Below are 24322 nucleotides of genomic sequence, written 5' to 3'. Positions count from 1 at the left end.
GACGGTATAGACTAAATCTGCATAATTAATCGATAAACGCCGGTTTTGTCTCAGGAGGCTGGTACACAAGGGTTGCAGGCGCTATGCTTCTGACTCTGCATCAAGCGTGATTACGTCGTAAAACCAAACGGTTAATTCGCAGGCAGCGTATGCGTCAACGTTGAATGCCTATGCATATTCCATGGGTGTCGGTTGGCAGTTGTGTGAAAGGTTTTGTATCCGTCTCAATGATACAAATTCGATTTATATTCCCTGTCTTGGAGGTAGTAACGGATGTTCACCCTGCGTAAAAAGTGGTTATCGGGTGTTGTCGCCGGCCTGGTTATGGCTGCGTCCGTCACAGCGTCTGCGGATGAAAAAACGCTGCATATCTATAACTGGTCCGATTATATCGCACCAAATACCGTGCCTGATTTCCAGAAGGAAACCGGCATTAAAGTGGTTTACGACGTGTTTGATTCCAATGAAGTGCTGGAAGGCAAACTCATGGCAGGCAGCACCGGCTTCGATCTGGTGGTACCGTCGGCCAGCTTCCTCGAACGTCAGCTGGCGGCTGGTGTGTTCCAGCCTCTGGATAAGAGCAAACTGCCAAACTACAAAAATATGGATCCTGAGCTGCTGAAGATGGTGGCGCAACATGATCCGGGCAACAAATACGCGATCCCTTATCTTTGGGCGACCACCGGTATCGGCTATAACGTCGATAAAGTGAAAGCCGTACTGGGTAAAGATGCCCCGGTAGACAGCTGGGATCTGGTGCTCAAGCCTGAAAACCTCGAGAAACTGAAAAGCTGCGGCGTTTCATTCCTCGATGCCCCTGCGGAAATCTACGCAACAGTCCTGAATTATCTGCATCTGGATCCGAACAGCACCAAAGCATCAGATTACACCGGTGCAGCCAACGATCTGCTGCTGAAACTGCGTCCGAACATCCGTTATTTCCACTCTTCTCAGTACATTAACGATCTGGCGAACGGCGACATTTGTGTGGCAATCGGCTGGGCTGGTGATGTGATGCAGGCGGGTAACCGCGCGAAAGAAGCGAAAAACGGTGTGAACGTGGCGTACAGCATTCCCAAAGAAGGGGCGCTGGCCTTCTTCGACGTGTTTGCTATCCCGGCGGATGCTAAAAATCTCGATGAAGCCTATCAGTTCCTCAATTACCTGATGGAACCAAAAGTTATCGCGCAAATCAGTAACACCGTTTACTACGCCAGCGGAAACAAAGCCGCGACACCACTGGTTAACGAAGATGTGCGTAACAACCCGGGCATTTATCCACCGGCCGATGTTCAGGCGAAACTCTTCACCCTGAAAGTTCAGGATCCGAAGATTGACCGCGTGATCACCCGTTCGTGGACCAAGGTTAAAACCGGCAAATAATACTCTTCATCCTTCAGGCTGCCTCTGCGTTGGCTGCGCGAACGCGCCCCGGTCACTGACGTGTGTCAGCTCCCGGGGACTTGCTCACTTGCCGCCTTGATGGCAACCAGAATGATTTTGAGTATCGTTGACGCGGCTCCGCTTATTGATGGCGGGGCCGCTGACGTTTTGCTTCCGGCTGTATTTTGGGCATACCGATCAGGCACTTTCCCCCCTGACTGTTATGCTTATTTGAACTGCTTTATTCTGATACCGGAGATTTCTCTGAGTGAACGACGCTATCCCCCGCCCCCAGCCTAAGACCCAGAAAGGTTTCACCCCTTTGCTGGAAATCCGCAATCTGACCAAATCTTTTGATGGCCAGGCCGCCGTCGATGATGTGAGCCTGACCATTTATAAAGGCGAGATTTTCGCACTGCTCGGCGCGTCCGGCTGTGGGAAATCAACCCTGTTGCGTATGCTGGCCGGTTTTGAGCCGCCCACGCAGGGCCAAATCGTACTGGATGGCGTAGACCTTTCGCAGGTGCCGCCGTATCAGCGTCCCATCAACATGATGTTCCAGTCTTACGCCTTGTTCCCGCACATGACCGTTGAGCAAAACATCGCGTTCGGCCTCAAGCAGGACAAGCTGCCGTCAGCGGAAATCAAAAGCCGCGTGGCGGAAATGCTGACGCTGGTGCATATGCAGGAATTCGCCAAACGTAAGCCGCACCAGCTTTCCGGCGGTCAGCGTCAGCGTGTGGCGTTAGCGCGCAGCCTGGCGAAAAGACCAAAACTGCTGCTGCTCGATGAGCCGATGGGGGCGCTGGATAAAAAGCTGCGCGACCGTATGCAACTGGAAGTGGTGGATATTCTTGAGCGCGTCGGTGCGACCTGCGTGATGGTGACACACGATCAGGAAGAGGCGATGACCATGGCGGGGCGTATTGCCATCATGAACCGCGGTAAATTCGTGCAAATCGGCGAGCCGGAAGAAATTTATGAACACCCGACCAGCCGTTTCAGCGCCGAATTTATCGGCTCCGTGAATATATTTGAAGGTGTGCTGAAAGAGCGTCTGGACGATGCGCTGCTGCTGACCTCGCCGGGTCTGAGGCATCCGCTGAAAGTCGATCCGGATGTGTCTGTGGTTGACGGCGTGCCGGTGTATGTTGCGCTGCGTCCGGAAAAAATCATGTTGTGTGAAGACGTGCCGCAGGATGGCTGCAACTTCGCGGTCGGTGAGGTGGTCAATATCGCCTATCTTGGCGACCTGTCGATTTACCACGTCAGGCTGCACAGCGGGCAGATGATTACGGCGCAGTTGCAGAACGGTCACCGTTTCCGCAAAGGTATGCCAACCTGGGGCGACGAAGTGCGCCTGTGCTGGGAAGCCGACAGCTGTGTCGTGCTGACTGTTTAAAGGGGGATGAAAATGTCTGTAATCTCCGAAACCCCGGCCAGCAAACCTCCGGGCGGATTTAAAGCCTTCACCGGTCGTCTGCAACAGCGGCATGGCCGCAAGCTGGTGATCCTGCTGCCGCTGGTCTGGTTCCTGCTGCTGTTTTTACTGCCATTTCTGATTGTTTTCAAAATCAGTTTCGCTGAAATGGCGCGGGCCATTCCGCCGTATACCGATCTGGTTACCTGGTCAGACGGCATGCTGGATATTGCACTCAACATCGCCAACTACATCGGCCTGACCCAGGATCCGCTGTATATCGATGCGTATTTGCAATCGCTACAAGTGGCGGCGATTTCCACGCTGCTTTGCCTGCTGATTGGGTATCCGCTGGCGTGGGCGGTGGCACACAGCCGCACCTCGACGCGCAACATCCTGCTGTTGCTGGTGATCCTGCCATCGTGGACGTCATTCCTGATCCGCGTTTATGCCTGGATGGGCATTCTTAAAGACAACGGTGTACTGAATAACGTACTGATCTGGCTGCATGTTATCGACCAGCCTCTGGTGATTTTGCACACCAATCTGGCCGTGTATATCGGCATCGTGTATTCGTATCTGCCGTTTATGGTGCTGCCGATTTACACCGCGCTGACCCGCATGGATTACTCACTGGTGGAAGCGGCGCAGGATCTCGGTGCGCGTCCGATGAAAACCTTCTTCAAAGTGATTATGCCGCTGACCAAGGGCGGGATTATCGCCGGTTCGATGCTGGTCTTTATCCCGGCGGTGGGGGAGTACGTGATACCGGAACTGCTCGGCGGGCCGGACAGTAATATGATTGGCCGTGTCCTGTGGCAGGAATTCTTCAATAACCGCGACTGGCCGGTAGCCTCGGCGGTGGCAGTGGTCATGTTGTTGCTGCTGATCATGCCTATCCTGTGGTTCCAGAAATACCAAAACAAAGAGCTGGGAGATAAAGAATGAATCAGTTACCGGTTGTCCGTTCGCCGTGGCGAATTCTTATTCTGGTGCTCGGCTTTACGTTTTTGTACGCCCCGATGTTGATGCTGGTTATTTACTCATTCAACAGCTCGAAGCTGGTAACGGTCTGGGCTGGCTGGTCTACCCGCTGGTATACTCAGCTTTTCCATGATTCGGCGATGATCAATGCTGTCGGCATGAGCCTGTCGATCGCTACCGCTGCCGCCACCATGGCAGTGGTGGTCGGTACACTGGCCGCCGTGGTGATGGTGCGTTTCAGGCGTTTTCGCGGTTCAACCGGTTTTGCGTTTATGCTGACTGCGCCGCTGGTCATGCCTGATGTCATCACCGGTCTGGCGTTACTGCTGCTGTTTGTGGCGATGGGGCACACTTTTGGCTGGCCGGCTGAACGTGGCATGTTCACTATCTGGCTGGCGCACGTGACGTTTTGTAGTGCGTATGTCGCGGTCGTGGTCTCGGCGCGTTTGCGTGAACTGGACCGTTCCATCGAAGAAGCGGCAATGGATTTAGGCGCACCGCCACTGAAAGTGTTCTTTATTATTACGCTGCCGATGATCTTGCCTGCGCTGATTTCGGGCTGGTTGCTGGCGTTTACGCTGTCGCTCGACGATCTGGTGATCGCCAGTTTCGTCGCCGGGCCGGGCGCGACCACGTTACCGATGCTGGTTTTTGCCAGCGTGCGTATGGGTGTCAACCCTGAAATCAACGCACTGGCGACGCTGATCCTGCTGGTGGTGGGCATCATCGGCATGATTGCCTGGTGGTTTATGTCGCGTGTCGAGAAACAACGGCGCAAAGAAATTCAGCGCGCTCAACGTGCTTAAATTTTAAGATAATTTTCAGGGCGGATGTATTCCGCCCTGAACGTAAATGGAGAGCCCAAACGGATTTATGAAACTGGCATTTATCCCTGTTCCCGTCATGATCGGTGCGTCGGCGATTGTCGCGACGCGCTTGCTCGAATTCATATTATTGTTTGATGCTATGGGCTTTTCAGGGCTGATGAGCTTTATTGAAGTCAGTGCAGAGTCCTGGCTGAACTGTTTCATCATGCTGGCCAGTTTGCTGATCGTGTTGACCGAATGCCGTGCCGCGTACGCCATGATGCGTGGCCGCCGCTGGGGGCGCCGGGCATTCATCGGTTGTCAGGTGATCGTGGTCGGTTACATGCTGCTGGCGTCATTTGACTGGTTCGGCCCGCGTATCTTTCGCTTTAACGTCGAAACACAGGGCGAATTTCTCTATGCGCTGCTGATGCAAAAAATTCCCGATATGCTGGTGCTGCTACTGTTGTATGTGCCTGCCAGCAGCCGCAGATACTTTTCCCGCCGCAAATAGCCTCGATGTAAGTGAGTCTTTCCCGCCGCGCAGTGATAAACTGCGCGCCAGTTTTTTACTGCATCTGATGACCGGAAATTTTTCATGCATTGCGCACTTTACACCGCCGGAACCTGCCGTTCCTGCCAGTGGCTCGACAAACCTTATTTACAACAGTTAGCCGACAAGCAGCGGGATCTCAGCGATTTGCTGTCAGATTTGCCGGTGGATGAATGGTGTGAACCGGTTACCGGCCCTGAAAGTGCGTTTCGTAATAAAGCCAAAATGGTGGTCAGCGGCAGCGTGGAACGCCCTTTACTTGGGATGTTGCACCGCGACGGCACGCCGGTCGATTTGTGTGAGTGCCCGTTGTATCCGGCCAGTTTCCCTGCGGTATTTTCAGTTCTCAAAATCTTTATTGCCCGCGCGGGCCTGACCCCTTACAACGTTGCGCGCAAACGCGGCGAGCTGAAATTCCTGTTACTGACTGAAAGCCAGAAAGATGGCGGCATGATGCTGCGCTTTGTGTTGCGTTCAGACGCCAAACTGGCGCAACTGCGTGCGGCACTGCCGTGGTTGCAACAGCAGTTGCCACAGTTGAAAGTGATTTCCGCCAACATCCAGCCGGTGCATATGGCGATCCTCGAAGGTGACACTGAAATTCCACTGACGGATGTTCAGCGGCTGGAAGAAGATTTTAACCATGTCCCCCTGTTTATCCGCCCGCAAAGCTTCTTCCAGACCAATCCGGTGGTGGCTGAAAAGCTTTACGCCACGGCGCGTGACTGGGTGAGGGCGCGAGGGGATATCCGAAGTATGTGGGATCTGTTCTGTGGCGTGGGCGGCTTTGGTCTGCATTGTGCAACACCGCAGATGAAACTGACCGGTATCGAAATCAGCGCGGAAGCCATTGCCTGTGCGAAAGAATCGGCGGTGCGTCTGGGGCTGCAAAACGTTGAGTTTCAGGCGCTCGATTCCACCGGTTTTGCGACCGGCAAAGGCGAGGTGCCGGATCTGGTGCTGGTGAATCCGCCGCGTCGTGGCATCGGCAAAGCGTTGTGCGAATATCTCAGCCACATGGCGCCGGATAGGATTCTCTATTCAAGCTGTAACGCCCAAACTATGGCGCAGGATCTGGCATTACTGCCGGACTATCACATTCTGCGTGTCCGGCTTTTCGACATGTTCCCGCATACCGCGCATTACGAAGTGATGGCGCTGCTGGTGCGGCGTTAAACCATTCAGTCAGCCGCCAGCTGATTCATGATCAACACAATCTTATCCAGAATTTCACTGAACAGATGCTCGCTGAACGGGGCGAGCATCGGCATCATCAGGCTGATCGCCAGAATCCCAATGCTGAGGGTCAGCGGAAAACCGATGACGAAAACGGAAAGCTGTGGCGTCACGCGGTTTAACAGGCCCAGCGCCATGTTGAGCGTCAGCAGCAATGTCACGATTGGCAGAGCCAGCATCATCCCGCCGCTGAATACAATGCTGCCCGCTTTGGCGACGGCCATAAAACCTTCGGCATTCACCGGATTATGGCTGATGGGCAGGGTATGAAAACTGTCGGCCAGCAGGGAAATCAGCCACAGATGCGCGTTGAAACTCAGGAACAACAACACCGCCAGCAGGTTTAAAAACTGTGCCAGCAGCGGGGTATTGAGACGGTTGCTTGGATCATAAAACGTCGCAAAGGAAATCCCCATCTGCAAACCCATAATTTCACCGGCCATACGGATGGCGGCAAAGGCCAGTTGCATGGTGATACCCAGCGCGGTGCCAATCATAATCTGCTGCATTGCCAGCCACAGTGCAGGCGTGGAGAAGATCGGCGTGTCCACCGGTGGCAGGGAAGGCGCAATCAGGAAGGTAATCATCATCCCAAGACCGAGTTTTACCCGGTTAGGGACTGACTTTTCACTGGTGATCGGCGCGGTGCTGATCAGCGCCAGAATTCGCAGCAGGGGCCAGAAATACATGCTCAGCCATCCGGCTAACTGGGTGCTGTCGAAGGAAACCATAGATTAACCGATGATGTAAGGCAGGTTGGTAAACAACGTGCGCATGTAATCGAGCAGCAGATTCAGCATCCACGGCCCGGCGATCACGATAGTCGCCACAACGGCCAGAATTTTAGGAATGAAGGACAGCGTTTGTTCGTTGATTTGTGTCGCCGCCTGCAACAGGCTGACGATAAGCCCGGTCACCAGCGCGGCCAGCAACAAAGGCGCAGCAACGGCCAGCGCCACTTTCATTGCCTCATTGCCCAGTGCCATTACCGATTCAGGAGTCATAAGATTCTCGTAAAAGAAGACGGGCGACTCCCTCCCCTGCGAAGGGGAGGGTTGGGGTGGGGTATGAATAGCAGCTCAGAATTTCAAGTTGCCTGTAAAACCCCCTCCCGGCCTCCCCCTTCGCAGGGGGAGGAGCAAAAAACGCCCAACAATTTTAGCGTTTTGAATTAACTGTAAAAACTCTGCGCCAGCGATCCGAGCAGCAGTTGCCAGCCATCGACCAGCACGAACAACATCAGCTTGAACGGCAGTGAGATGGTGGCGGGTGGCACCATCATCATCCCCAGCGCCATCAGTACGCTGGCGACCACCAGGTCGATAATCATGAACGGTATGAATACGGTGAAGCCAATCTGGAAAGCGGTTTTCAGTTCGCTGGTGACGTAAGCCGGTAACAAAATACGCATCGGCACGGCTTCCGGGCCTGCAAGAGGCGGGATGTTGGCCAGACGCGCATACAAAGCCAGATCGCTTTCGCGGGTCTGGCGCAGCATAAACTGGCGTAACGGCTGAGCGCCTTTGTCCATTGCTTCCTGCATGGTGATCTTGTTTTCGCTGAAGGGCTGATAAGCATCGCTGTAAATTTTGTCGAATACCGGTGCCATCACGAAGAAGGTCAGAAACAGGCCAAGGCCGAGCAGCACCTGGTTTGGCGGCGCGGAAGGTGTACCCAGTGCATTTCGCAGTAAACCCAGCACGATAATGATGCGGGTAAAACTGGTACACATCAGCAGCATCGCAGGTAACAGGGTCAGTGTGGTGATAAACACCAGCGTCTGAATCGGCAGCGACCAGTTTTGTGTCCCGTTAGACATCTGCTGGCTGATGATCCCCGGTAACTGTGCAAAAGCTGCCGGGCTGGCAAGCAATAGCAGCGGCAGACACAGGTGAGTGACCAGGCGAACAGGGCGCTGACGGGCAGCGGTAAGGGCGGATTTCAACAAGGTCATGCCTGCTTTCCCGGACGTTTCAACATTTTCTGCATCAGCTGACGGAAATCAGCGGGTGGGTGATTGGGATTGCCTGAGTCTGGCGTCTGTTCAACCGGAGGCGCGCTCAGCGTATGCAGCGGGGTGATGTTTTGCGCCGTCACGCCCAGCACCAGCCAGGTATTGTCGACTTCCACGATCACCACTTTTTCACTGCGACCGACCTGTACACTGGCGGTCACTTTCAGCAGTTTGTTATTTTTAGACTGTGGCGCGAAACCGGCACGCTTAACCACCCAGCCGATAAACAGGATCAGTAGCAGGATGCCGCCGAGTACAGTACTGACTTGTGTCAGTACAGAACTGGCAGGCATCGCCTGAGGTGATGCCTGGGTGGTGGCGTGATTGACCGGGCCGGAAATGTACGGAGAATCCGTCGCGGCATTCTGGCTCATCAGCGGCTCAGGCGACGCATACGTTCGGACGGGGTGATGATGTCAGTGATACGCACGCCGTATTTATCGGCGACCACCACCACTTCACCCTGAGCAATCAGATAACCGTTGATCAGGATATCCAGCGGTTCACCGGCCAGACCGTCGAGCGACACCACGGAACCCTGCGACAGACGCAGCAGTTCTTTGATGGTCATTTTAGTGCGACCTAATTCCACGGTCAGTTTCACCGGAATATCGAGGATCATGTCGATATCTTGCAAACTGCCTGTTCCGTCCTGGGCACCCAGCGCGGCGAAAACACCGTCAGTTGACGCTTTCGCGCCGCCCGCAGACTGTTGTTCGTTAAACGCATCAGCCCATAAATCGTCAACGTTATCCGATCCGGCGTCAGACGGTTTATTGGTGTCACTCATGGGGCTGTTCCTCATCTAGAGAATTTAAAATTGGGTTGATCAAATGTTCAACGCGCAGGGCGTATTGTTCGTTTAAGGTGCCATATTGGCTGGTCAGCACAGGCACGCCATCGACGTGAGCGATCAGGCGGTCCGGCTTCTCAATCGGCAGTACATCGCCCGGTTTCAGTTTCAGGATCTGCGACAGGCGCAGCGGGATTTCGACGAAATTCGCCACCAGTTCGAGCTCAGACTGCTGAACCTGATGCACCAGGTTTTCACGCCACTGACTTTCTTCATTACGTGAGTTTTCGACCGGCGGATTGGTCAGTAACTCGCGTAAAGGTTCGATCATGCTGAACGGAATACAGATGTTGAAATCACCGCTCAGCGCACCGATTTCCACATGGAACGGCGTGGTCACCACGATGTCGTTCGGGGAAGAGGTGATGTTAGTGAATTTGATCTGCAATTCGGCACGCACATATTCAACGCTCAGCTTGTAAACGCCGCTCCAGGCATCTTCGTAGGCATCCAGTGCCAGCCTGAGCATGCGCTTAATCACGCGCTGTTCGGTGTGAGTAAATTCGCGGCCCTCCACTTTGGTCGGGAAACGACCATCGCCCCCGAACAGGTTATCCACTGCGATAAACACCAGGCTCGGTGCGAACACAAACAGCGCCGTGCCGCGCAGAGGTTTCAGGTGGATAAGGTTCAGGTTGGTGGGCACCGGTAAGTTGCGTGCGAAATCGTGGTAGGGCTGGATTTTGATCGCCCCTACGGTGATGTCCGGGCTACGGCGCAACAGGTTGAACAAACCCATACGGAAATGACGGGCAAAACGCTCGTTAATGATTTCCAGAGCCTGCAACCGCTCGCGCACAACGCGACGCTGCGTCGTGGGGTCAAAAGGTTTTACACCGTCATCAGACGCGGCAGTCTTTGCTGCAGCCGCCGTGTTGCTTGCATTATCACTGTCACTGTCACCATTGAGCAGCGCGTCGATCTCGGCCTGTGAAAGTATGCTGTCGCCCATAATTTGTTTATCGCAGTATGAAAGCAGTGAAAAGCACGTCGTTGATCACCTGAGGAGGCTGACCTTTGACCAGTGGCGCGTCCAGAACCTGTTTGATGTCCTGAACCAGCTGTTGTTTACCCGCTTCGCTGGCTAACTCCGTCGACTTCTGACGGGAGAGCAGCAACAGCAGGCGGCTGCGAACTTCAGGCAGGTATTCATTAAGCGTAGCGCGATTTTTTTCGTCCGGCAGACGCAGGGTCAGCCCGACATACAGCACGCGGTCAGGATCGTTATCCGCCGTTTGCAGGTTAACGGTGAAGGTATCCAGTGCCAGGAAAATCGGTGCCGCAGGCGGTTCGTTCTTTTTCACTTCAGTCGTCTGTGTTCCATTTCCGGATTGTTGCTTGTGCAACATCCACCAGGCGTAACCGGCCGCACCACAGGCTCCGATGGCAATCAGTAACAGCAGAATGATCATTAACGGCCGCTTTTTTTTACGCGACGCCGAGAGAGCAGAGTCAGACATGGATGAGGCGATTTCCTGTAAGTATGAGCCGTCTGGCGCGAGAAGCACCACACTGCTGAGTCAATTCTGAAAACGATTATCCCGCTTATCCCGTTGTTCAATAGTCAGAATAGGCGGGGTAAATAAGGTCAGCTCTGCCGTTTGAATTAAGGACGAACTGACCGTCAGCAATTATCTGAAACAATTCTGCGAACTTTTACGCAAACTCCTACGCAAAAATGTCCACGCTGTTGTTGCCGCTGACCCGTGATGCGAGGGAGGCCGGAACCGGCAAGGCATCGCTGGCAGAGGTAGTGCTGCCGGAGCTGAACGCCGCCCAACTGGCGGCATTACCTTGCTGCGAACCGGACTGACTTTGCTGCTGGGCTTGCTGCCACTGCGAACTGTCACTGCCGACGCTGCTCTGACCCAGGCTGATGCCGTTGTCTGCCAGCGCGGTTTTAAGCTCCGGCATGGCGGCTTCAATTGCCGAGCGCACGCCGCTGTGACCGGACACAAAGTGGAGCTGTGCCTGATTGTTTTCAATCTTCATGCTGATCTGGATAGAACCCAGATCAGCCGGATGCAGACGAAGTTCCGCGGTCTGTTGCCCCTGACGGTTGAACATCATCACCTGCTGACCCAGCTGTTGCTGCCATTCCGGTGTACCGAGCTGTGCATTAAGCAGCGGCGTTGTTGGCGCGGTCACGGCGCTGGTCATGGTTGGCGTGCTGGAAACCGGCGCGGAAGAGACAGCAACGGCGGCGGTGTTGAGCTGATTCAGTGCCTGCGTGCCGTTATCGGCAGCGCGGCTGTCATTTTGCTGCAGAGCCGCGGCATTGCCGGCTGCTGCGCTCATTGACGCCAGCGCGCTGCTAAAATCAGGTGTGTTACTGGTGGCCGCTTTACTGCTGGCGGCATGTTGTGCGGAGCCCGACGCGGTATTGCCTGAGGCGGCTGCCGCTGCTTTCGGATCGGTGTCCGTTACTGCGGCGGTTTTGCCATCAGCCGTCAGTAAGGAAGAGGCGGTCAGACCGGCGAGCAGTGAACTCTGCTTATCGGTTGTGGTGGGCTCGCTGCTGACGGTTTGCGTGGCGACGGTGGTAGCGGTTTGAATCTGCTGAGCCGGTTGCTGCTGCGCCGCAAGTTGCGCGAGCAATGACTGAACAGAAAGGTCAGCACCGGCGTCAGTGCTGTCTTTATCTTTATCGCTCAGGGCGGCATCTTTGACCGGGACGGAGCCCGTGCCTTTCAGATTGCCGGTCGGCAATATCTGAATCGCGGCGATCATTTTGCTCAGATCACTTTCATCCAGCATCAGGCTGCCGTCTTCTTCACCAGAAGTCACTGCCTGCGTCAGGGTTGTTTTATCGACGACCACCCCTTTGGCAGAGATTTGCTGGCCGAGTTTGGCTAACGTACTGGTGATTTTCGGATCCACTTTTTCGCCGAGCTGGGCTTCAAGCTGGCTGGCGAAATCCGCCGGGCTGGTAGCGCCCGGCTCGGTGATCGCACTGACGTCCGTTGCCGGTGACGTACTAACAGAGGCACTGCCGGTCGCCGCGCTCGCGGTGGTCTTCGCCGTGGTAACGGCTGCAGGCAAAATATTCAGATTCATGGTTGTTTCTTCCTGTGTGCGCTGCGCTGGGCGAACTCATCGTTCTGCTTTTGATCAATCTTATTTTCCAGAGAACGTTGCTGCTCACTGGCGCGGGTTTGCAACGTCTGGTACGCATTGAGCCGTTGCTGCTTGTCCTGCCACTGGTTAACCGCCATATTCAGCCGCTGATCCCATTGTTGTAGCTGTTTGCGGTGCTGCTCAATCGCCACTTCCAGTGTGCCGATAAACTGTTGGTAGTTTTGCCAGGTATTCGCGGCAATCCCGTCGGTCATGGTGGAATTGAGTTTTTCCCGGTATTCACGCTGATAATTGAGCAGCATGGTGAGCTGCTCGTCAGCCTGACGTTGCGATTGTCGGATTTGGCCCAAATGACTGGTCGCCTGATCCAGCGCTTTTTGCGCCAGCGAGCAAAGTGTGATTAACGGCGATGAACTTTCCATTTATGCCTCGCTTATCTTGGTTTAGCCCGGGAACAACATGTTCAGTTCCAGACAGGCGTCTTCATATGTGCTGCGTTCCATGATGTCCTGTTGCAGGAAGTTCTCCATCTGCGGATACAGCTTGATAGCGCGATCGAGCATCGGATCGCTGCCTGCGGCGTATGCACCGACGCTGATCAGGTCACGGTTGCGCTGGTAGCTGGACAACAATTGTTTGAAATTACGAACGCGCCCGTACTGGGCGTCGTCAATAAGCGAGGTCATGGCACGGCTGATCGACGCTTCAATATCGATTGCCGGATAATGGCCGGATTCCGCCAGACGGCGCGACAGCACCACATGGCCGTCAAGAATGGCGCGGGCGGAGTCAGCAATCGGATCCTGCTGGTCATCCCCTTCGGTTAGTACGGTATAAAACGCGGTAATCGAGCCGCCGCCACTGATGCCGTTACCCGCGCGTTCAACCAGCGCAGGCAGTTTTGCAAACACGGAAGGTGGGTAGCCTTTGGTGGCCGGTGGTTCGCCGATCGCCAGGGCGATTTCACGCTGCGCCATGGCATAACGGGTCAGGGAATCCATAATCAGCAATACGTGCTGACCGCGGTCGCGGAAGTCTTCGGCGATACGCGTGGCGTAAGCGGCACCCTGCATACGTAAAAGAGGAGAGACGTCAGCCGGTGCTGCGATAACCACAGAACGGGCACGACCTTCGTCGCCCAAAATGTTCTCAATAAAGTCTTTGACTTCACGGCCACGTTCACCAATCAGTCCGACCACGATCACGTCGGCTTTGGTGTAGCGCGCCATCATGCCGAGCAGGACGGATTTCCCGACACCTGAACCGGCGAAAAGCCCCATACGCTGTCCGCGACCCACGGTCAGCAGGGCGTTAATGGCGCGGACGCCGACATCCAGCACATCGGTGATCGGGGTACGTTGCAGCGGGTTAAACGGCGGCGTGATAAGCGCCGCGCGATAGCCGGTGTCCGGCGGCGGTAATCCATCCAGTGGCTTGGCGCTGCCATCTAACACACGGCCGAGCAATTGCGTACCGAGCGGCAGTTGTTTACCTGCGGTCTGGCCGTCGGCGGCAATACGGGCATACACCCGCGCGCCCGGCAAAATGCCTTCCACTTCTTCCAGTGGCATCAGGAACAGGCTCTGACCGTTGAAGCCGACCACTTCGCTTTCGACTTCCTGCACGACCGGCCCGTCATGGCGCTCAATCAGGCAGGTTGCACCCAGCGGTAACTGCAAACCGGTGGCTTCCAGTACCAGACCGGTTGCCCGCGTCAGACGGCCATAACGACGGACTGACGGCGTGCGCGCCATGCGTTTTTCCGCGTCATCCAGCGTTTTCAGCAAACGGCTCAGTCGGGCGGTCATCAGAGATCTCCCGGTGCGGCGAGACGGCACAGTTCATGCCAGCGGGTGGCCAGCGAAGCGTCCATATCGCCATCTTCAGCACTGACTTTACAGCCGCCGCTGTGGATCTGGCTGTCGGCCAGCAGTCGCCAGCCGTTCATGCTCAGGCTGGCTCCCAGTTGCAGTTCCACACGCTCGAAATCTGCCGGGTTAACGCGCAGTTGCGGTTTGCCCTTGAACATCGGTTCCTGCTGGATAAGTTGTTGGATCTGATTAAGCAGGGCGGAACCGTCACAAATCGGCGCCTGACCAATAATCTGTTTGGCGGCAGTCAGCGCCATTTGCATCAGACGGGAAGCAATGACGCTGTCCAGCGCATCCAGTGTTTGCTGGAAGTCAGAAACCATATGCTGCCAGTGTTCAGTCAGAACCGCCTGCTGTTGCTGACCTTCCTGCAAACCCTGCTGCTGCCCGGCTTCCAGACCTTGCTGGAAACCGGCGGCGTAACCTTGTTTCTGTCCGGCTTCGAGACCCTGCTGGAAACCCTGTTGTTCGGCGTGACGCTGAAGATTGAGCAATTCATTCTGGTCTACCTGAACTTTTGGCAGACCGTCGTCTTGCTCTGGCTCGCTGCCGGCCAGCAAAGGTTCATCGGGCGTGGTAAAGACGGGCATTCTGAGGTCGCCCGGTCTCCACCGCTGCCATGGCAAAGCATTGATGCGCTCAGCATGACGTTCTTCCGCCGTTTTCTTTTCCGGTGCCGGTTTGTCAGACTCTGGTGAGTCAGTATTAGGAGCATCAGACATAAGAATCCTCGCCGCCGCCAACCATCATTTCGCCGGACTCTGCCAGGCGGCGAACCGTCTGCAGAATTGCTTTTTGTTCGTTCTCGACCAGCGACATACGCATCGGTCCGCGGTTTGCCAGATCGTCGCGCAGGATATCTGCTGCACGTTGCGACATGTTGCGCAGGAATTTGTCGCGCAATGGCTGTTCCGCCCCTTTCAGTGCAACCAGTAACGATTCGCCTTCGACTTCCTGCAACAGGCGCTGGATACTGCGGTCGTCCACATCCACCAGGTTTTCGAACAGGAACATCTCGTCGATAATTTTCTGCGCCAGTTCGCCGTCGTAACCGCGAACGGCTTCGATAACCGCTTCTTCCTGCTGAGTTTTCATCAGGTTGATAATTTCTGCCGCAGTACGAACACCGCCCATCTTCGAACGTTTGAGGTTCTGGCCGTCGAGCAGGTTGTTCAGCACTTCGGTCAGTTCCGCCAGCGCCGCTGGCTGGACACCGCCGAAGGTCGCGATACGCAGCATGACATCGTTGCGCAAACGCTCGTCGAACAGCGCCAGAATATCGGCAGCCTGACCACGTTTGAGGTGAACGAGGATGGTGGCGATAATCTGCGGATGTTCGTCGCGGATAAGATCGGCTGCCATCAGCGGTTCCATGAAGTTCAGTGTTTCCATGCCGCTGGTGGTTTCGCGCGATTCCAGAATGTCTTCCAGCAGGCTTGACGCACGCTCCTCGCCCAGCGCTTTGGTCAGTACCGCACGCAGATATTCGCTGGTATTGACGCTCAGTGCGGCGTACTGCTCGGATTCGTCCTCGAACTCGTTCAGCACTTCCGCCAGTTGCTTGTTAGAAATTTGATGGATATTCGCCATCGCGCCACTGATTTGCTGCACTTCGCGAGGGGAGAGGTGTTTGAACACCTCCACCGCGCGGTCTTCACCCAGCGTGATCATCAAAATGGCGCTTTTTTCGGTTCCGGTCATAGTCATGGTTGTTCGGTACTCATCCATTGGCGGATAACCAGGGCGACGATACGAGGATCTTTATCGGCCAGCTCCTGCACACGTTGGGTCTGAACTTCAACACTGACACGCTGTTGTGAACGTTTACGTTTTTCCAGCTCGTCATTGCTGAGTTTGACCGGTTTACTGCCTTCAGGCTGTGGCATGGTGGCGGCAAGCGCGGCTGCGGCTGCGGCATCTTTCTCTGCCTGCTGTTTGCGCAGCATCGGACGAACCATCTTGCGCCACAGCAGCCAGGCCACAATCAGCACCAGTAACCAGCGACCTGCATTGAGTAACTGATCGAAGAACGCCTGTTGTTTCCAGAACGGCAGCTCGCCGGAATCGTCAGCCGCTTCGTTGAACGGTGTATTCACCACGTTCAGCGTATCGCCACGTTCCTGAGAGAAGCCCATCGCTTCGCGTACCAGATCATCAATTTTCTTCAACTGATCGTCAGTCAGCGGCTTCGCTTTGCCATCCGGTCCGACCTGGTAGTTAACGACAACCGCCGCAGACAGACGCTGAACGGCGCCAGCGCTGTGCTGGGTATGTGTGATGGTGCGGTCAACTTCATAGTTGGTGGTTTCATCACGACGACGGTTGGACGGCACATTGGCATTCGCGGTGGTGGCTGCATTTTGCGCATTATTGCCGGTCTGATTTTGTGTGCCATTTGCATTGTTTGCCGCTGGCGGGGTCGTCACCGGTGCCGTCGCTGCCGGGGCAGGCTGGTTGCTCAGTGCACCCGGCACGCCGCCGACCGATGACGCGCCAATCTGGTCGCTGGTGCTTAACTGACGTGACCGCACAGCCGCTTTATCGGCTGAACCATTTGGCTGATAGTTTTCATCTGTCTGTTCACGGCTGGCGTAATCAATCTGTGCGGTGATTTGCGCATGCACGTTACCGTTGCCGACCACCGGTTGCAGAATGGACTCGATACGACGTTGCAGACGGCCTTCCACTTCATTGGCATATTTCAGCTGGGAAGCATTCAGGTCACGCCCGTTGTTATCAGATTGCGTCAGCAGATGACCGCTCTGATCCACCACGGTAACGTTCGCAGGCGGTAAGCCGGAAACACTGCTCGACACCATATAAACGATGGCGTTGATCTGGCCATCATCCAGCGCACGCCCCGGCTGTAAATTCAGGGTCACAGAGGCGGAAGGATTTTTTTGTTCGCGGACAAATAAGGAAGGCTTAGGAATGGCTAAATGGACGCGGGCGCTGCTGACCGGGCCCAGCGTTTCGATGGTACGTGAGAGTTCACCTTCCAGCGCACGCTGATAGTTGATCTGCTCGCTAAACTGGCTGATGCCGAATTTTTCCTGATCCATTAATTCAAAACCAACCGCGCCGCCTTTAGGTAAACCGGCAGCCGCCAGTTTCAGACGCGTTTCATACACTTTGTCGGCAGGGATCAGCAACGCACCGCCGTTATCAGAAAACTGATAAGGAATGTTCATTTGGGTCAGCTGAGTGACGATGGCGCCGCCATCCTGGTCACCGAGATTACTGAAGAGCACCTTATAAGTAGGCTGCTTAGCCCACAGCATCATGACAACAACAATAGCCACGGCTGCCGCAGCAGCGATGGCGATAGGAACTTTTGGGTTGGCGCGCAGGCGATTAAGCAACGCAGTAAAACCGCTTGGAGGGGTTTCTGCGCCGGCTATTGCGGAACTCATACAAGATCCCTATTTAGCTGTTGAATGGTGGTGTTCATGTTGTCTCTTAACAAAACAGACTCCCAAGTGCGCAATCGTTGAAGCGTGACATTTTTCAGTCCTCCATACAGGCAGGCCTATTTTCTAGGTGAGCCATTATTTGCCGCTTAACGCAAAGTTAATGGCCCGATAAGCCATGGTTTTTAGGTTCAATTACCGCGTTTAGGAAAAAACTGATGTGATAGGGTGTCATTCCATGAAAGAAGCCATTTGTTCACCGACACCCCGATAACCGGAGAAAGCATGTCAATTCAAGGCATTGAGAGCGTTTTACAGCAGATGCAGGCCACGGCTATTCAGGCCGGTGCCGCACCAAAGACCGATACCGCATCAGAGGCCGGTTTTGCCAGCGAATTAAAAGCGGCATTAGGCAAGATCAGCGAGACCCAGAACAACGCAAAACTGGAATCTGAAAAGCTGGAGATGGGGGTTCCCGGTGTCAGTCTGAACGACGTGATGGTCGATCTGCAAAAATCCTCGATTTCATTGCAGCTTGGGGTCCAGGTAAGAAATAAACTGGTAGCAGCGTATCAGGATGTGATGAACATGTCGGTGTAGGGGGGAATCTGGCAGATAAAGCGGGTGCAGGGGTGAGCAATAAGTTTGCCCTGTTATCACCTCCATTTAACACAATGAAAATATTATTTGCTAACTGGTTAATTTGTATTAATAACTGCTAATTATTTCTTCTTCCTATTTCACTTAATAAATAACATCAGAAACACATCCGTGTTTTACGCTTAAGGCGTATTTTTACCGTTGTTATTCGCATCATAGCTTTTAATTAGCTTGTTAATCATCATGCGAGTTATTTCACCCGGATTTTTACAATCTGACACCATTGATTTTAATTTGTATTAAGTTTGGTGTTCGGATATTTATTGCCCGGTAATTCTTATGAAGCCTGTAGATTCATGCGCAGGCAGGGGAAAATGATTAATAATCATTATCAGCATCCTTCGCGGCTGACCGGAGTATCAGCCAGATCAACAACCCGATGACCGCCAGAACGATGAGTACAATAAAAAGAATTTTCATCAGTACACCATGCTTAAATTTTCCGCCATGCTCTCTCAGATTGACATAAACTGACAATCTATTTCGGCGTGAAGTAAGCGTAATTATTGCTTCAAAACGTTACGTTATAAAAAGTTTAATTTAAGAGATGAAAAAGACAATGAAATTAACACCGCTCATGATTGAAAATGACCGGACGGGATGCCGCCCGGCGGGGTTGTGAATCACTCAATAATCGTTTCGGATATCATCTATTGATGAGCTGATAAAGAACCATGCCGCAATACCTGTGACCATCGCAATACTTAACATTATGTTCATGGCTCCAGTCCTTCACGTCAGTAGGGTGAGTTGCATCTTTACGGAGCATCTGATCGAATTGTTACAGGAAGTCAGTTATGGGGGAATTTTGGCCACTTTATTTACTTTCCTCCTGTTACTATTATCGACCTTAACGGGCAGTTACTTGAGGTTGCAGAGGGAATAAATCAGCGTTGTGAATGGGATAACCGGCGAGTTGTAACGGAGAACTGTAAGTTTCAGAAAAAATGTTACCGGTGTCACAAAATTGTCCTTTGCATGGGCAGGTTTATTTGCCAGAATCGCAAAAAAAAACGCTTCACCTGCATAAAGCACCTGCACAAAATGATAATCCGTCCCCCTCGTCACTGGTTCTTGCGTTTGTTCGCCTGGCATGGTTCTGTCCTGCCCAGTATTCTGTTCCGTCTGAGTCTCAATTTACTGATGTCACTTGCCGCCATTCTCACTCTTCCCTGGTATGAGACCCTTGGCGTGAAACTGACACTCGCGCCTTTCAGCCTGCTCGGTGTTTCTATTGCGATCTTCCTCGGCTTTCGTAACAGCGTCGCGTACGCACGTTATATTGAGGCGCGGCAATTATGGGGTGGTTTGCTGATTGCCTGCCGGACATTACAAAGTCAGGTGATGGCTGTGTGTCCGGGAGAGGCGCAGCGCGTGACTGCGTTGCTGCTGGCGTTCTGTTTCAGCCTCAAGCACCAGTTGCGTCACAGTGATCCGCGTCCGGATCTTCAGCGTTTGCTGGGTGACGATGCGGAAGATATTCTGTCGCGCCGTGCGCCGACAAATATGGTTCAGCTGCGGTTGTCACAATGGCTGGCTGAACGACGCCGCAGCGGTGAACTGTCGGATATTGTCTATACCCATATGGATTCCACGCTGTTACAGCTTTCACAAGTCGTCGGTGGGTGTGAACGCATCGTTAGCATGCCGATTCCGTTTGCGTACGGTCTGTTGCTGCACAGGACGGTATATCTGTTCTGTAGTTTGTTGCCGTTTGCACTGGTGGTGGATTTGCACTACATGACGTTGCTGGTGTCAGGTTTTATTTCTTATAGTTTTTTGTCGCTTGATACGCTGGCGGAAGAGCTGGAAATGCCTTTTGGTCTGGCCAATAACCATCTGCCGCTGGATGCTATGTGCACCAACGTAGAGATTAACCTGCGTGAGATGAACAACCAGACACAACTGCCGGATACCCCGATGCCGGATCCGCGCTTCCGTCTGACGTAGATGTGATCGTGCGCACGAATTGGCTAATTATTAATCAGTGCAATGGCAAAATTCTTAATGTTCATGAAGCTGTCATAATTTAGAAACAAAAGTGAAATAGGATGTAGGAGCTAAAACAATCCCTTCCGATATCACGAGGTCGTTATGTCAGTTATTCAGGCCAAATCATTGCACGAAGCTGAAGATCTGCTTAATTCCGGTATGGTGAAAAAAGTCGAGCTGGCTTTTAATATTAACAGTGATGAGTTTTTCAAACTTGCGCTGGAATGTGGTGACCGTGGTGCGAAAATTACCAAGGGTAAAAATTTCTTTATCATCACACTTAAAAAATGGGTTATCCCGTCGAATGACCAGACTGCAACAAAAAGCAACGTTCTGATGTAATTGCTTTTTGCATCTCCATAACCCTGTCATAAGACAGCGTTATGGAGGTATTTATTGCCGCTTCTGCCGTTTCCCGTGCATTACCTCATCGCTTTCACCATATAAACACTCAGCGGATCCGGGGACAACGCATAGTCGCCAAACGCTTCTGTCCGGCAATAACCCAGTTTTTCATACAGCGTGATGGCTTTTTCCTGAAACACACCCGTTTCCAGAAACAGGTCTTTGTACCCCAACGCTTTCAGTTTCTTTTCCATTGCGGCAATCAGTAATGAGGCAATGCCCTGACCGCGATACAGCGGACTCACGTAAACACGTTTCATTTCCGCGAGGCCGTGTTTTGTGATAAACAGACAGGCGCAACCGGCCCAGTCATCATCAACCCTCGCCATAAAACACGTGATCTCGCCTTCATCAAGCTCAGTGATGTTAATTCCCTGAAACGATTCCGGCGGGTAGAGCGGATATTGATAGGCATCCAGCTCAGCAATCAGTCGTGTCAGATGCGGATGAGTCGCATCGGTTTCAAAAATCTGGGCACTCACAGCGCAGGCTCTCAATGTAACAAAGTGGATTTATATTTTTAACTTAAATCACCCCGAAAACAAGGGACTGGCAGGCAGAAGTGTGGCGGAAAACCGCCTTTGCGTAAGAAGAGTGTAAAATTTAATTATGTTCCTGATACGTCTGTCAGAGTTATCCGATTTTAAGTGCCTCCGCTTCATTTTATACATGTTCTTTATTTCTTTTATGTAACATTCATCCCGAGTGATTAATGTATGCGATGAAATAACCTGGAGTGATTAATGATTTGCGTGTTATCGCGCTGGGGGAAAGGAAGTATATTATAAGAGGTTGATTGAAAGGATAAAATTATGGCTGTCTATCCTGTTGGCGTTTTTGTCACGCTTACTTTTACACCAGGTTTATTTGAAATTGTCGCTGTTCTTGATGAGGTTAAACCAGTGCAATATCAGGTCATTAACGTTGAAACGGGCAATGTGATCAGGGTGAATGAACACTTTATCCGCGGCATCGTGAAGCCTTAGTGATTTGTATTAAATGACGATGAACTCAGGAGGCCGGGCAATACTGTTTGCCCGGCCTTTCGTTTTTAGTCCGGCATCAGGTTGTTAAAATCCTCTTCATACAGGCTGCGGCATTCTTCCATAAACTCCGGGTATCCCAGTTCTGAGGTCTGAACTTCACGGCCAAGTCGCTTTTCCAAATCTTCGTGAAACCACTCAAATTCGCCATGCAGGATGCCGGTAAATCCGGTCAGTATGATGCATTGCTGTGGCGTCAGTTTTTTCACAGGGGTTCCTCATGATTTTCGGGGGGGCAAAAGACGGTTACGCCAGCTCTTGCGCAATATAAATGTTGAAAGAGAGAAGTGCTTCACGCCGGTATCCGGCAGGACGCGGCAATATATTCTATCCTCTAATTAATTCCACTGGAAAACAAGGAGTCACATATGGATCAGGATCTGTTTGAACAGGCGCCGCTGCCGCTGCTTACCCGGTTTGAGATTGGTGACAGGGTCAAGTTGCTGACGTTTCCGGTAGGCGTGCATCCGGCCAGCTATCAGCTTGATGTGGCGATCACCAGAATTCATGATGGTGAATTTGAAGGTGAAATTGTGCGCATTGCGCCACTTGGCCGTCTGGGGCATCACGAGGCGCATTTTACGGTGGGCGGGCATGTTGAATTTTTCGCCCGCAACATTCAGGGGATGGCGGCCTGAAAGTCAGGTGGCTCCTGAAAACAAAACCCCGCGTTAATGGCGGGGTTTATGGCTTTCAAAAAACAATTTTTACATCAGGGGTTTCACGTGCTTGGTGAGCGCCTGGGTGGTTAATTCGTCGGCTTTAATTTTCGAACAATTTCCACAATAGCCCACAAGATACCAGTTCCCGTCTGCGCCTTTTTCCGGATTAACTTTGTAGCGTTCGTTACGTTTACCGTAAAACTCGCGTTCCGCGTTCTGTGCTGCGTCTTCCCAAAAGCACAACGAAAACTGATGTTGTTTATCAACATGCCGTTGTCCGTTGCGGCTTCCGCCAACCAGTAAATAATGATATTCAGACATGCATCCTCCTTTTCCCAATACGGGCAATTATCCTGACAACAAGTGTAAAACTCGTTTCACCTGGAAAAGCTCATCCGAAAGACTGCAAAAACTTCAAAGGGCGTGCTGAAGACAACCCGTCGCACAATTCTTATTCCTCTAAAATTATAGAGCACGATCTTACTTGGGTATGGAAAAGCGGGAAAAATGTGACCATTATCACTTTTTATTTTTTAACGAGTGTGATGCGCCTCTTACAACAAATTCATCTGTTGTGCGTTGTCCGGTGTGTCTGAGATTTTTTTGTTAGATTTTCGTTCTTTAGCGACCGGAGCAGGGCGCTGCATTTCCTGATGAAGCCAGTGCAAAATCACCGTCACGGCATAGTGCTGCTGTGCGGGTGTCATAGCCGTATGTGCGGGGATGTGATGCCACTTTTCCAGACAGCCGCGACAGCAGGTGGCCGTTGCGTGCTGGGCAATGAATACCGGGTGACCGCGCATCGGCGTCTGTTTTCCATCCTGTTCTGGCTCTGCCGGGGCAAGGCGCTTAGCAATGAAATCCGCCGCGTGCTGGCTGACCGTCTCCGGCCCTTTATCCTGGCAATACCGGTACTCTTTGGCACCGAGATGGAAACGCTGACGGAAAGGTGAAGCGGCCAGGCGCTTAAAAACATGATCGATGGAAAACATAATCTGGATGTCCGGGTCAATTCTAGGCGCAGAAATAGCGGCGTTAATCACATCATCAGTCGCCATCAGCGGCTGCCAGACCATGTTAGTCTGGCCTGACTATTCCACTCCCGCAGGAACCTGCAATGGCAGAAAAACATGTTATAGATTTGGTCATGTCGGTCAACAAGCAAGCTGAAGAAACTGCCATGCAACAGATGATGCTGCGAAACTTTATCATTGTGATGTGTCGCAGTATGACCGACGAACAAAAGAATCAGGTGAGATGGCAGATGCGCCAGATCCACCAGGTGTCGGATGCTGAACACCGCAACGGCGATACCGACATGCTGGAAAAAACACGGCGGGATGTTGAAATTATGCTGGAGCTGATCAATTAGGTTTCATCTGATGCCCGTTTCATTTCTCATGCGCTATCGTTAACACAATGATAACCAAAGGGAGAGTAAGATGGGATTCTGGAGAGTATTGATCACAATTCTTGTGCCGCCATTGGGCGTATTGATTGGCAACGGTTTCGGCGGTGCGTTTCTGCTGAACATTATCCTGACACTTTGCGGTTACCTGCCGGGTTTAATCCACGGATTTTGGGTGCAGACTCGCAAATAACACATTGTCTTGCAATAACACCACATTGTCTTGCAATAACGCATTGTCTCGCAATAACACTGTCTTGCCGTTATCTGAACCCGGTCAGCAGGCCGGGTTCAGGATATTAAGAGGACATTCAGTGCAGGCAAACTCAGAACAGGGAGAAGAGAAGGACGACCGGCAGACTCATCGGCCAGGTAAATCCGATAATGCCGGAAGTTAACAGTCTTATTTTTATCGTATCGCGGCTCACCAGCAAAGTGAACAGCACCGCAATGCCCAATCCGCCCCAGTAAATTGTTTTAATCACTTCCCACCAAACGTGCACAACTCACTCCTGACCATGAATAAAATAACGGCGTGTATGAT

Annotated in this window: 32 protein-coding genes; 13 read left to right on the top strand and 19 right to left on the bottom strand. The window is 52.8% G+C overall.

Annotated features, from left to right (window positions below):
• The first annotated feature begins 273 nt into the window (after window positions 1-273).
• From potF to rlmC, 6 genes are all read left to right on the top strand, one after another.
• Window positions 274-1383, top strand: a complete 1110-nt coding sequence (potF, locus tag EX31_RS09630; RefSeq protein WP_013575814.1) for a spermidine/putrescine ABC transporter substrate-binding protein PotF — start codon at window positions 274-276, stop codon at window positions 1381-1383.
• A 268-nt stretch (window positions 1384-1651) separates the two neighbouring features.
• Window positions 1652-2785, top strand: coding sequence for a putrescine ABC transporter ATP-binding subunit PotG (potG, locus tag EX31_RS09625; RefSeq protein WP_013575813.1), 1134 nt, complete (start codon window positions 1652-1654; stop codon window positions 2783-2785).
• A 12-nt stretch (window positions 2786-2797) separates the two neighbouring features.
• Complete coding sequence (gene potH, locus EX31_RS09620) at window positions 2798-3751, top strand: putrescine ABC transporter permease PotH (RefSeq protein WP_013575812.1); 954 nt, start codon at window positions 2798-2800, stop codon at window positions 3749-3751.
• Complete coding sequence (potI, locus tag EX31_RS09615) at window positions 3748-4593, top strand: putrescine ABC transporter permease PotI (RefSeq protein WP_037034438.1); 846 nt, start codon at window positions 3748-3750, stop codon at window positions 4591-4593. Before potH ends, potI begins: the two co-directional genes overlap by 4 nt.
• A gap of 67 nt (window positions 4594-4660) precedes the next feature.
• A complete protein-coding gene (locus tag EX31_RS09610) occupies window positions 4661-5107 on the top strand; it encodes a YbjO family protein (RefSeq protein ID WP_013575810.1) in 447 nt (148 codons plus the stop codon).
• Window positions 5108-5191: 84 nt separating this feature from the next.
• A complete protein-coding gene (rlmC, locus tag EX31_RS09605) occupies window positions 5192-6322 on the top strand; it encodes a 23S rRNA (uracil(747)-C(5))-methyltransferase RlmC (RefSeq protein WP_037034436.1) in 1131 nt (376 codons plus the stop codon).
• Between the two features lie 5 nt (window positions 6323-6327).
• On the opposite strand, the gene fliR is transcribed toward rlmC, so the two are convergent.
• The 13 genes from fliR to fliF form a co-directional block, all read right to left on the bottom strand.
• The gene (gene fliR / locus EX31_RS09600) at window positions 6328-7113 is read right to left on the bottom strand and encodes a flagellar biosynthetic protein FliR (RefSeq protein WP_013575808.1); all 786 of its coding nucleotides are present in this window, start codon (window positions 7111-7113) and stop codon (window positions 6328-6330) included.
• A gap of 3 nt (window positions 7114-7116) precedes the next feature.
• Window positions 7117-7386 carry a flagellar biosynthesis protein FliQ gene (fliQ, locus tag EX31_RS09595; RefSeq protein WP_013575807.1) on the bottom strand — a complete coding sequence of 90 codons (270 nt, stop codon included), beginning with the start codon at window positions 7384-7386 and terminating at the stop codon, window positions 7117-7119.
• A gap of 167 nt (window positions 7387-7553) precedes the next feature.
• Window positions 7554-8336, bottom strand: a complete 783-nt coding sequence (gene fliP / locus EX31_RS09590; protein ID WP_013575806.1) for a flagellar type III secretion system pore protein FliP — start codon at window positions 8334-8336, stop codon at window positions 7554-7556.
• Window positions 8333-8770, bottom strand: a complete 438-nt coding sequence (fliO, locus tag EX31_RS09585; RefSeq protein ID WP_013575805.1) for a flagellar biosynthetic protein FliO — start codon at window positions 8768-8770, stop codon at window positions 8333-8335. Before fliO ends, fliP begins: the two co-directional genes overlap by 4 nt.
• Entirely contained in the window at window positions 8770-9186 is a 417-nt protein-coding gene (gene fliN, locus EX31_RS09580; RefSeq protein ID WP_013575804.1) for a flagellar motor switch protein FliN, read from the bottom strand. Before fliN ends, fliO begins: the two co-directional genes overlap by 1 nt.
• Entirely contained in the window at window positions 9179-10201 is a 1023-nt protein-coding gene (gene fliM, locus EX31_RS09575) for a flagellar motor switch protein FliM (protein ID WP_013575803.1), read from the bottom strand. Before fliM ends, fliN begins: the two co-directional genes overlap by 8 nt.
• 7 nt (window positions 10202-10208) lie before the next feature.
• Entirely contained in the window at window positions 10209-10709 is a 501-nt protein-coding gene (gene fliL / locus EX31_RS09570; protein WP_037034434.1) for a flagellar basal body-associated protein FliL, read from the bottom strand.
• A gap of 208 nt (window positions 10710-10917) precedes the next feature.
• Complete coding sequence (locus tag EX31_RS09565) at window positions 10918-12306, bottom strand: flagellar hook-length control protein FliK (RefSeq protein WP_037034432.1); 1389 nt, start codon at window positions 12304-12306, stop codon at window positions 10918-10920.
• Entirely contained in the window at window positions 12303-12749 is a 447-nt protein-coding gene (fliJ, locus tag EX31_RS09560) for a flagellar export protein FliJ (protein WP_013575800.1), read from the bottom strand. Before fliJ ends, EX31_RS09565 begins: the two co-directional genes overlap by 4 nt.
• Before the next feature lie 21 nt (window positions 12750-12770).
• Window positions 12771-14135 (bottom strand): flagellar protein export ATPase FliI, encoded by a 1365-nt coding sequence (gene fliI, locus EX31_RS09555; RefSeq protein ID WP_013575799.1) that lies wholly within the window; start codon window positions 14133-14135, stop codon window positions 12771-12773.
• A complete protein-coding gene (gene fliH / locus EX31_RS09550) occupies window positions 14135-14788 on the bottom strand; it encodes a flagellar assembly protein FliH (protein WP_369794788.1) in 654 nt (217 codons plus the stop codon). The genes fliI and fliH overlap by 1 nt, the downstream gene beginning before the upstream one ends.
• A 124-nt stretch (window positions 14789-14912) precedes the next feature.
• On the bottom strand, window positions 14913-15905 hold the full coding sequence (gene fliG / locus EX31_RS09545; protein WP_013575797.1) for a flagellar motor switch protein FliG: 993 nt from the start codon (window positions 15903-15905) through the stop codon (window positions 14913-14915).
• The gene (gene fliF / locus EX31_RS09540; RefSeq protein ID WP_015690044.1) at window positions 15902-17611 is read right to left on the bottom strand and encodes a flagellar basal-body MS-ring/collar protein FliF; all 1710 of its coding nucleotides are present in this window, start codon (window positions 17609-17611) and stop codon (window positions 15902-15904) included. The genes fliG and fliF overlap by 4 nt, the downstream gene beginning before the upstream one ends.
• A 282-nt stretch (window positions 17612-17893) precedes the next feature.
• Between fliF and fliE the strand changes: the two genes are divergently transcribed.
• Window positions 17894-18208: a flagellar hook-basal body complex protein FliE gene (gene fliE, locus EX31_RS09535; RefSeq protein WP_013575795.1), complete on the top strand. Its 315-nt coding sequence runs from the start codon at window positions 17894-17896 to the stop codon at window positions 18206-18208.
• Between the two features lie 921 nt (window positions 18209-19129).
• Here the strand turns inward: fliE and EX31_RS09530 are convergent.
• A complete protein-coding gene (locus tag EX31_RS09530; RefSeq protein WP_231576046.1) occupies window positions 19130-19363 on the bottom strand; it encodes a hypothetical protein in 234 nt (77 codons plus the stop codon).
• On the opposite strand from EX31_RS09530, the gene EX31_RS09525 reads away from it, so the two are divergent.
• The gene (locus EX31_RS09525) at window positions 19313-20218 is read left to right on the top strand and encodes a bestrophin family protein (RefSeq protein ID WP_037034430.1); all 906 of its coding nucleotides are present in this window, start codon (window positions 19313-19315) and stop codon (window positions 20216-20218) included. The genes EX31_RS09530 and EX31_RS09525 overlap by 51 nt on opposite strands.
• 144 nt (window positions 20219-20362) lie before the next feature.
• Complete coding sequence (locus tag EX31_RS09520; RefSeq protein ID WP_013575792.1) at window positions 20363-20602, top strand: hypothetical protein; 240 nt, start codon at window positions 20363-20365, stop codon at window positions 20600-20602.
• Window positions 20603-20682: 80 nt separating this feature from the next.
• On the opposite strand, the gene EX31_RS09515 is transcribed toward EX31_RS09520, so the two are convergent.
• Window positions 20683-21147 carry a GNAT family N-acetyltransferase gene (locus tag EX31_RS09515; protein WP_037034428.1) on the bottom strand — a complete coding sequence of 155 codons (465 nt, stop codon included), beginning with the start codon at window positions 21145-21147 and terminating at the stop codon, window positions 20683-20685.
• Window positions 21148-21477: 330 nt separating this feature from the next.
• Between EX31_RS09515 and EX31_RS26160 the strand changes: the two genes are divergently transcribed.
• On the top strand, window positions 21478-21651 hold the full coding sequence (locus EX31_RS26160) for a hypothetical protein (protein ID WP_013575790.1): 174 nt from the start codon (window positions 21478-21480) through the stop codon (window positions 21649-21651).
• 65 nt (window positions 21652-21716) lie between these two features.
• Here EX31_RS26160 and EX31_RS09510 read toward each other — a convergent pair whose 3' ends face one another.
• Complete coding sequence (locus EX31_RS09510) at window positions 21717-21917, bottom strand: DUF7736 domain-containing protein (protein ID WP_013575789.1); 201 nt, start codon at window positions 21915-21917, stop codon at window positions 21717-21719.
• A gap of 159 nt (window positions 21918-22076) precedes the next feature.
• On the opposite strand from EX31_RS09510, the gene EX31_RS09505 reads away from it, so the two are divergent.
• Window positions 22077-22346: a hypothetical protein gene (locus EX31_RS09505; RefSeq protein WP_013575788.1), complete on the top strand. Its 270-nt coding sequence runs from the start codon at window positions 22077-22079 to the stop codon at window positions 22344-22346.
• Between the two features lie 69 nt (window positions 22347-22415).
• Here the strand turns inward: EX31_RS09505 and EX31_RS09500 are convergent, their stop codons facing one another.
• Both EX31_RS09500 and EX31_RS09495 read right to left on the bottom strand, forming a co-directional pair.
• Window positions 22416-22691: a hypothetical protein gene (locus EX31_RS09500; RefSeq protein ID WP_013575787.1), complete on the bottom strand. Its 276-nt coding sequence runs from the start codon at window positions 22689-22691 to the stop codon at window positions 22416-22418.
• A 233-nt stretch (window positions 22692-22924) separates the two neighbouring features.
• Complete coding sequence (locus EX31_RS09495; protein WP_013575786.1) at window positions 22925-23446, bottom strand: DUF4186 domain-containing protein; 522 nt, start codon at window positions 23444-23446, stop codon at window positions 22925-22927.
• Window positions 23447-23487: 41 nt separating this feature from the next.
• Here EX31_RS09495 and EX31_RS09490 point away from each other — a divergent pair, with 41 nt between their 5' ends.
• Together EX31_RS09490 and EX31_RS25300 are read left to right on the top strand one after the other, a co-directional pair.
• On the top strand, window positions 23488-23742 hold the full coding sequence (locus EX31_RS09490; RefSeq protein ID WP_037034427.1) for a hypothetical protein: 255 nt from the start codon (window positions 23488-23490) through the stop codon (window positions 23740-23742).
• Window positions 23743-23812: 70 nt separating this feature from the next.
• Window positions 23813-23971, top strand: coding sequence for a YqaE/Pmp3 family membrane protein (locus tag EX31_RS25300; protein WP_015690040.1), 159 nt, complete (start codon window positions 23813-23815; stop codon window positions 23969-23971).
• A 133-nt stretch (window positions 23972-24104) separates the two neighbouring features.
• On the opposite strand, the gene EX31_RS25295 is transcribed toward EX31_RS25300, so the two are convergent.
• Window positions 24105-24281, bottom strand: a complete 177-nt coding sequence (locus EX31_RS25295; protein ID WP_013575783.1) for a GhoT/OrtT family toxin — start codon at window positions 24279-24281, stop codon at window positions 24105-24107.
• Between the last annotated feature and the right edge of the window lie 41 nt (window positions 24282-24322).

It is taken from the genome of Rahnella sp. WP5 (assembly GCF_000745615.1).
GTDB lineage: Bacteria > Pseudomonadota > Gammaproteobacteria > Enterobacterales > Enterobacteriaceae > Rahnella > Rahnella aceris.
This window is presented reverse-complemented; position numbering and strand designations above follow the sequence as displayed.

What these genes read in the sequence shown, in the direction of transcription:
- EX31_RS25300 (WP_015690040.1), top strand. Translation starts at nt 23,813, where the DNA reads ATGGGATTCTGGAGAGTATTGATCACAATTCTTGTGCCGCCATTGGGC.
- fliQ (WP_013575807.1), bottom strand. Translation starts at nt 7,386, where the DNA reads ATGACTCCTGAATCGGTAATGGCACTGGGCAATGAGGCAATGAAAGTG.
- fliH (WP_369794788.1), bottom strand. Translation starts at nt 14,788, where the DNA reads ATGCCCGTCTTTACCACGCCCGATGAACCTTTGCTGGCCGGCAGCGAG.
- potI (WP_037034438.1), top strand. Translation starts at nt 3,748, where the DNA reads ATGAATCAGTTACCGGTTGTCCGTTCGCCGTGGCGAATTCTTATTCTG.
- EX31_RS09490 (WP_037034427.1), top strand. Translation starts at nt 23,488, where the DNA reads ATGGCAGAAAAACATGTTATAGATTTGGTCATGTCGGTCAACAAGCAA.
- fliG (WP_013575797.1), bottom strand. Translation starts at nt 15,905, where the DNA reads ATGACTATGACCGGAACCGAAAAAAGCGCCATTTTGATGATCACGCTG.
- EX31_RS09520 (WP_013575792.1), top strand. Translation starts at nt 20,363, where the DNA reads ATGTCAGTTATTCAGGCCAAATCATTGCACGAAGCTGAAGATCTGCTT.
- fliE (WP_013575795.1), top strand. Translation starts at nt 17,894, where the DNA reads ATGTCAATTCAAGGCATTGAGAGCGTTTTACAGCAGATGCAGGCCACG.
- fliF (WP_015690044.1), bottom strand. Translation starts at nt 17,611, where the DNA reads ATGAGTTCCGCAATAGCCGGCGCAGAAACCCCTCCAAGCGGTTTTACT.
- potH (WP_013575812.1), top strand. Translation starts at nt 2,798, where the DNA reads ATGTCTGTAATCTCCGAAACCCCGGCCAGCAAACCTCCGGGCGGATTT.
- potF (WP_013575814.1), top strand. Translation starts at nt 274, where the DNA reads ATGTTCACCCTGCGTAAAAAGTGGTTATCGGGTGTTGTCGCCGGCCTG.
- fliO (WP_013575805.1), bottom strand. Translation starts at nt 8,770, where the DNA reads ATGAGCCAGAATGCCGCGACGGATTCTCCGTACATTTCCGGCCCGGTC.
- fliJ (WP_013575800.1), bottom strand. Translation starts at nt 12,749, where the DNA reads ATGGAAAGTTCATCGCCGTTAATCACACTTTGCTCGCTGGCGCAAAAA.
- fliR (WP_013575808.1), bottom strand. Translation starts at nt 7,113, where the DNA reads ATGGTTTCCTTCGACAGCACCCAGTTAGCCGGATGGCTGAGCATGTAT.
- EX31_RS09530 (WP_231576046.1), bottom strand. Translation starts at nt 19,363, where the DNA reads ATGCCAGGCGAACAAACGCAAGAACCAGTGACGAGGGGGACGGATTAT.
- EX31_RS09500 (WP_013575787.1), bottom strand. Translation starts at nt 22,691, where the DNA reads ATGTCTGAATATCATTATTTACTGGTTGGCGGAAGCCGCAACGGACAA.
- EX31_RS26160 (WP_013575790.1), top strand. Translation starts at nt 21,478, where the DNA reads ATGGCTGTCTATCCTGTTGGCGTTTTTGTCACGCTTACTTTTACACCA.
- EX31_RS09495 (WP_013575786.1), bottom strand. Translation starts at nt 23,446, where the DNA reads ATGGTCTGGCAGCCGCTGATGGCGACTGATGATGTGATTAACGCCGCT.
- fliL (WP_037034434.1), bottom strand. Translation starts at nt 10,709, where the DNA reads ATGTCTGACTCTGCTCTCTCGGCGTCGCGTAAAAAAAAGCGGCCGTTA.
- EX31_RS09505 (WP_013575788.1), top strand. Translation starts at nt 22,077, where the DNA reads ATGGATCAGGATCTGTTTGAACAGGCGCCGCTGCCGCTGCTTACCCGG.
- EX31_RS09610 (WP_013575810.1), top strand. Translation starts at nt 4,661, where the DNA reads ATGAAACTGGCATTTATCCCTGTTCCCGTCATGATCGGTGCGTCGGCG.
- fliI (WP_013575799.1), bottom strand. Translation starts at nt 14,135, where the DNA reads ATGACCGCCCGACTGAGCCGTTTGCTGAAAACGCTGGATGACGCGGAA.
- fliM (WP_013575803.1), bottom strand. Translation starts at nt 10,201, where the DNA reads ATGGGCGACAGCATACTTTCACAGGCCGAGATCGACGCGCTGCTCAAT.
- EX31_RS09565 (WP_037034432.1), bottom strand. Translation starts at nt 12,306, where the DNA reads ATGAATCTGAATATTTTGCCTGCAGCCGTTACCACGGCGAAGACCACC.
- fliP (WP_013575806.1), bottom strand. Translation starts at nt 8,336, where the DNA reads ATGACCTTGTTGAAATCCGCCCTTACCGCTGCCCGTCAGCGCCCTGTT.
- EX31_RS09525 (WP_037034430.1), top strand. Translation starts at nt 19,313, where the DNA reads ATGATAATCCGTCCCCCTCGTCACTGGTTCTTGCGTTTGTTCGCCTGG.
- fliN (WP_013575804.1), bottom strand. Translation starts at nt 9,186, where the DNA reads ATGAGTGACACCAATAAACCGTCTGACGCCGGATCGGATAACGTTGAC.
- rlmC (WP_037034436.1), top strand. Translation starts at nt 5,192, where the DNA reads ATGCATTGCGCACTTTACACCGCCGGAACCTGCCGTTCCTGCCAGTGG.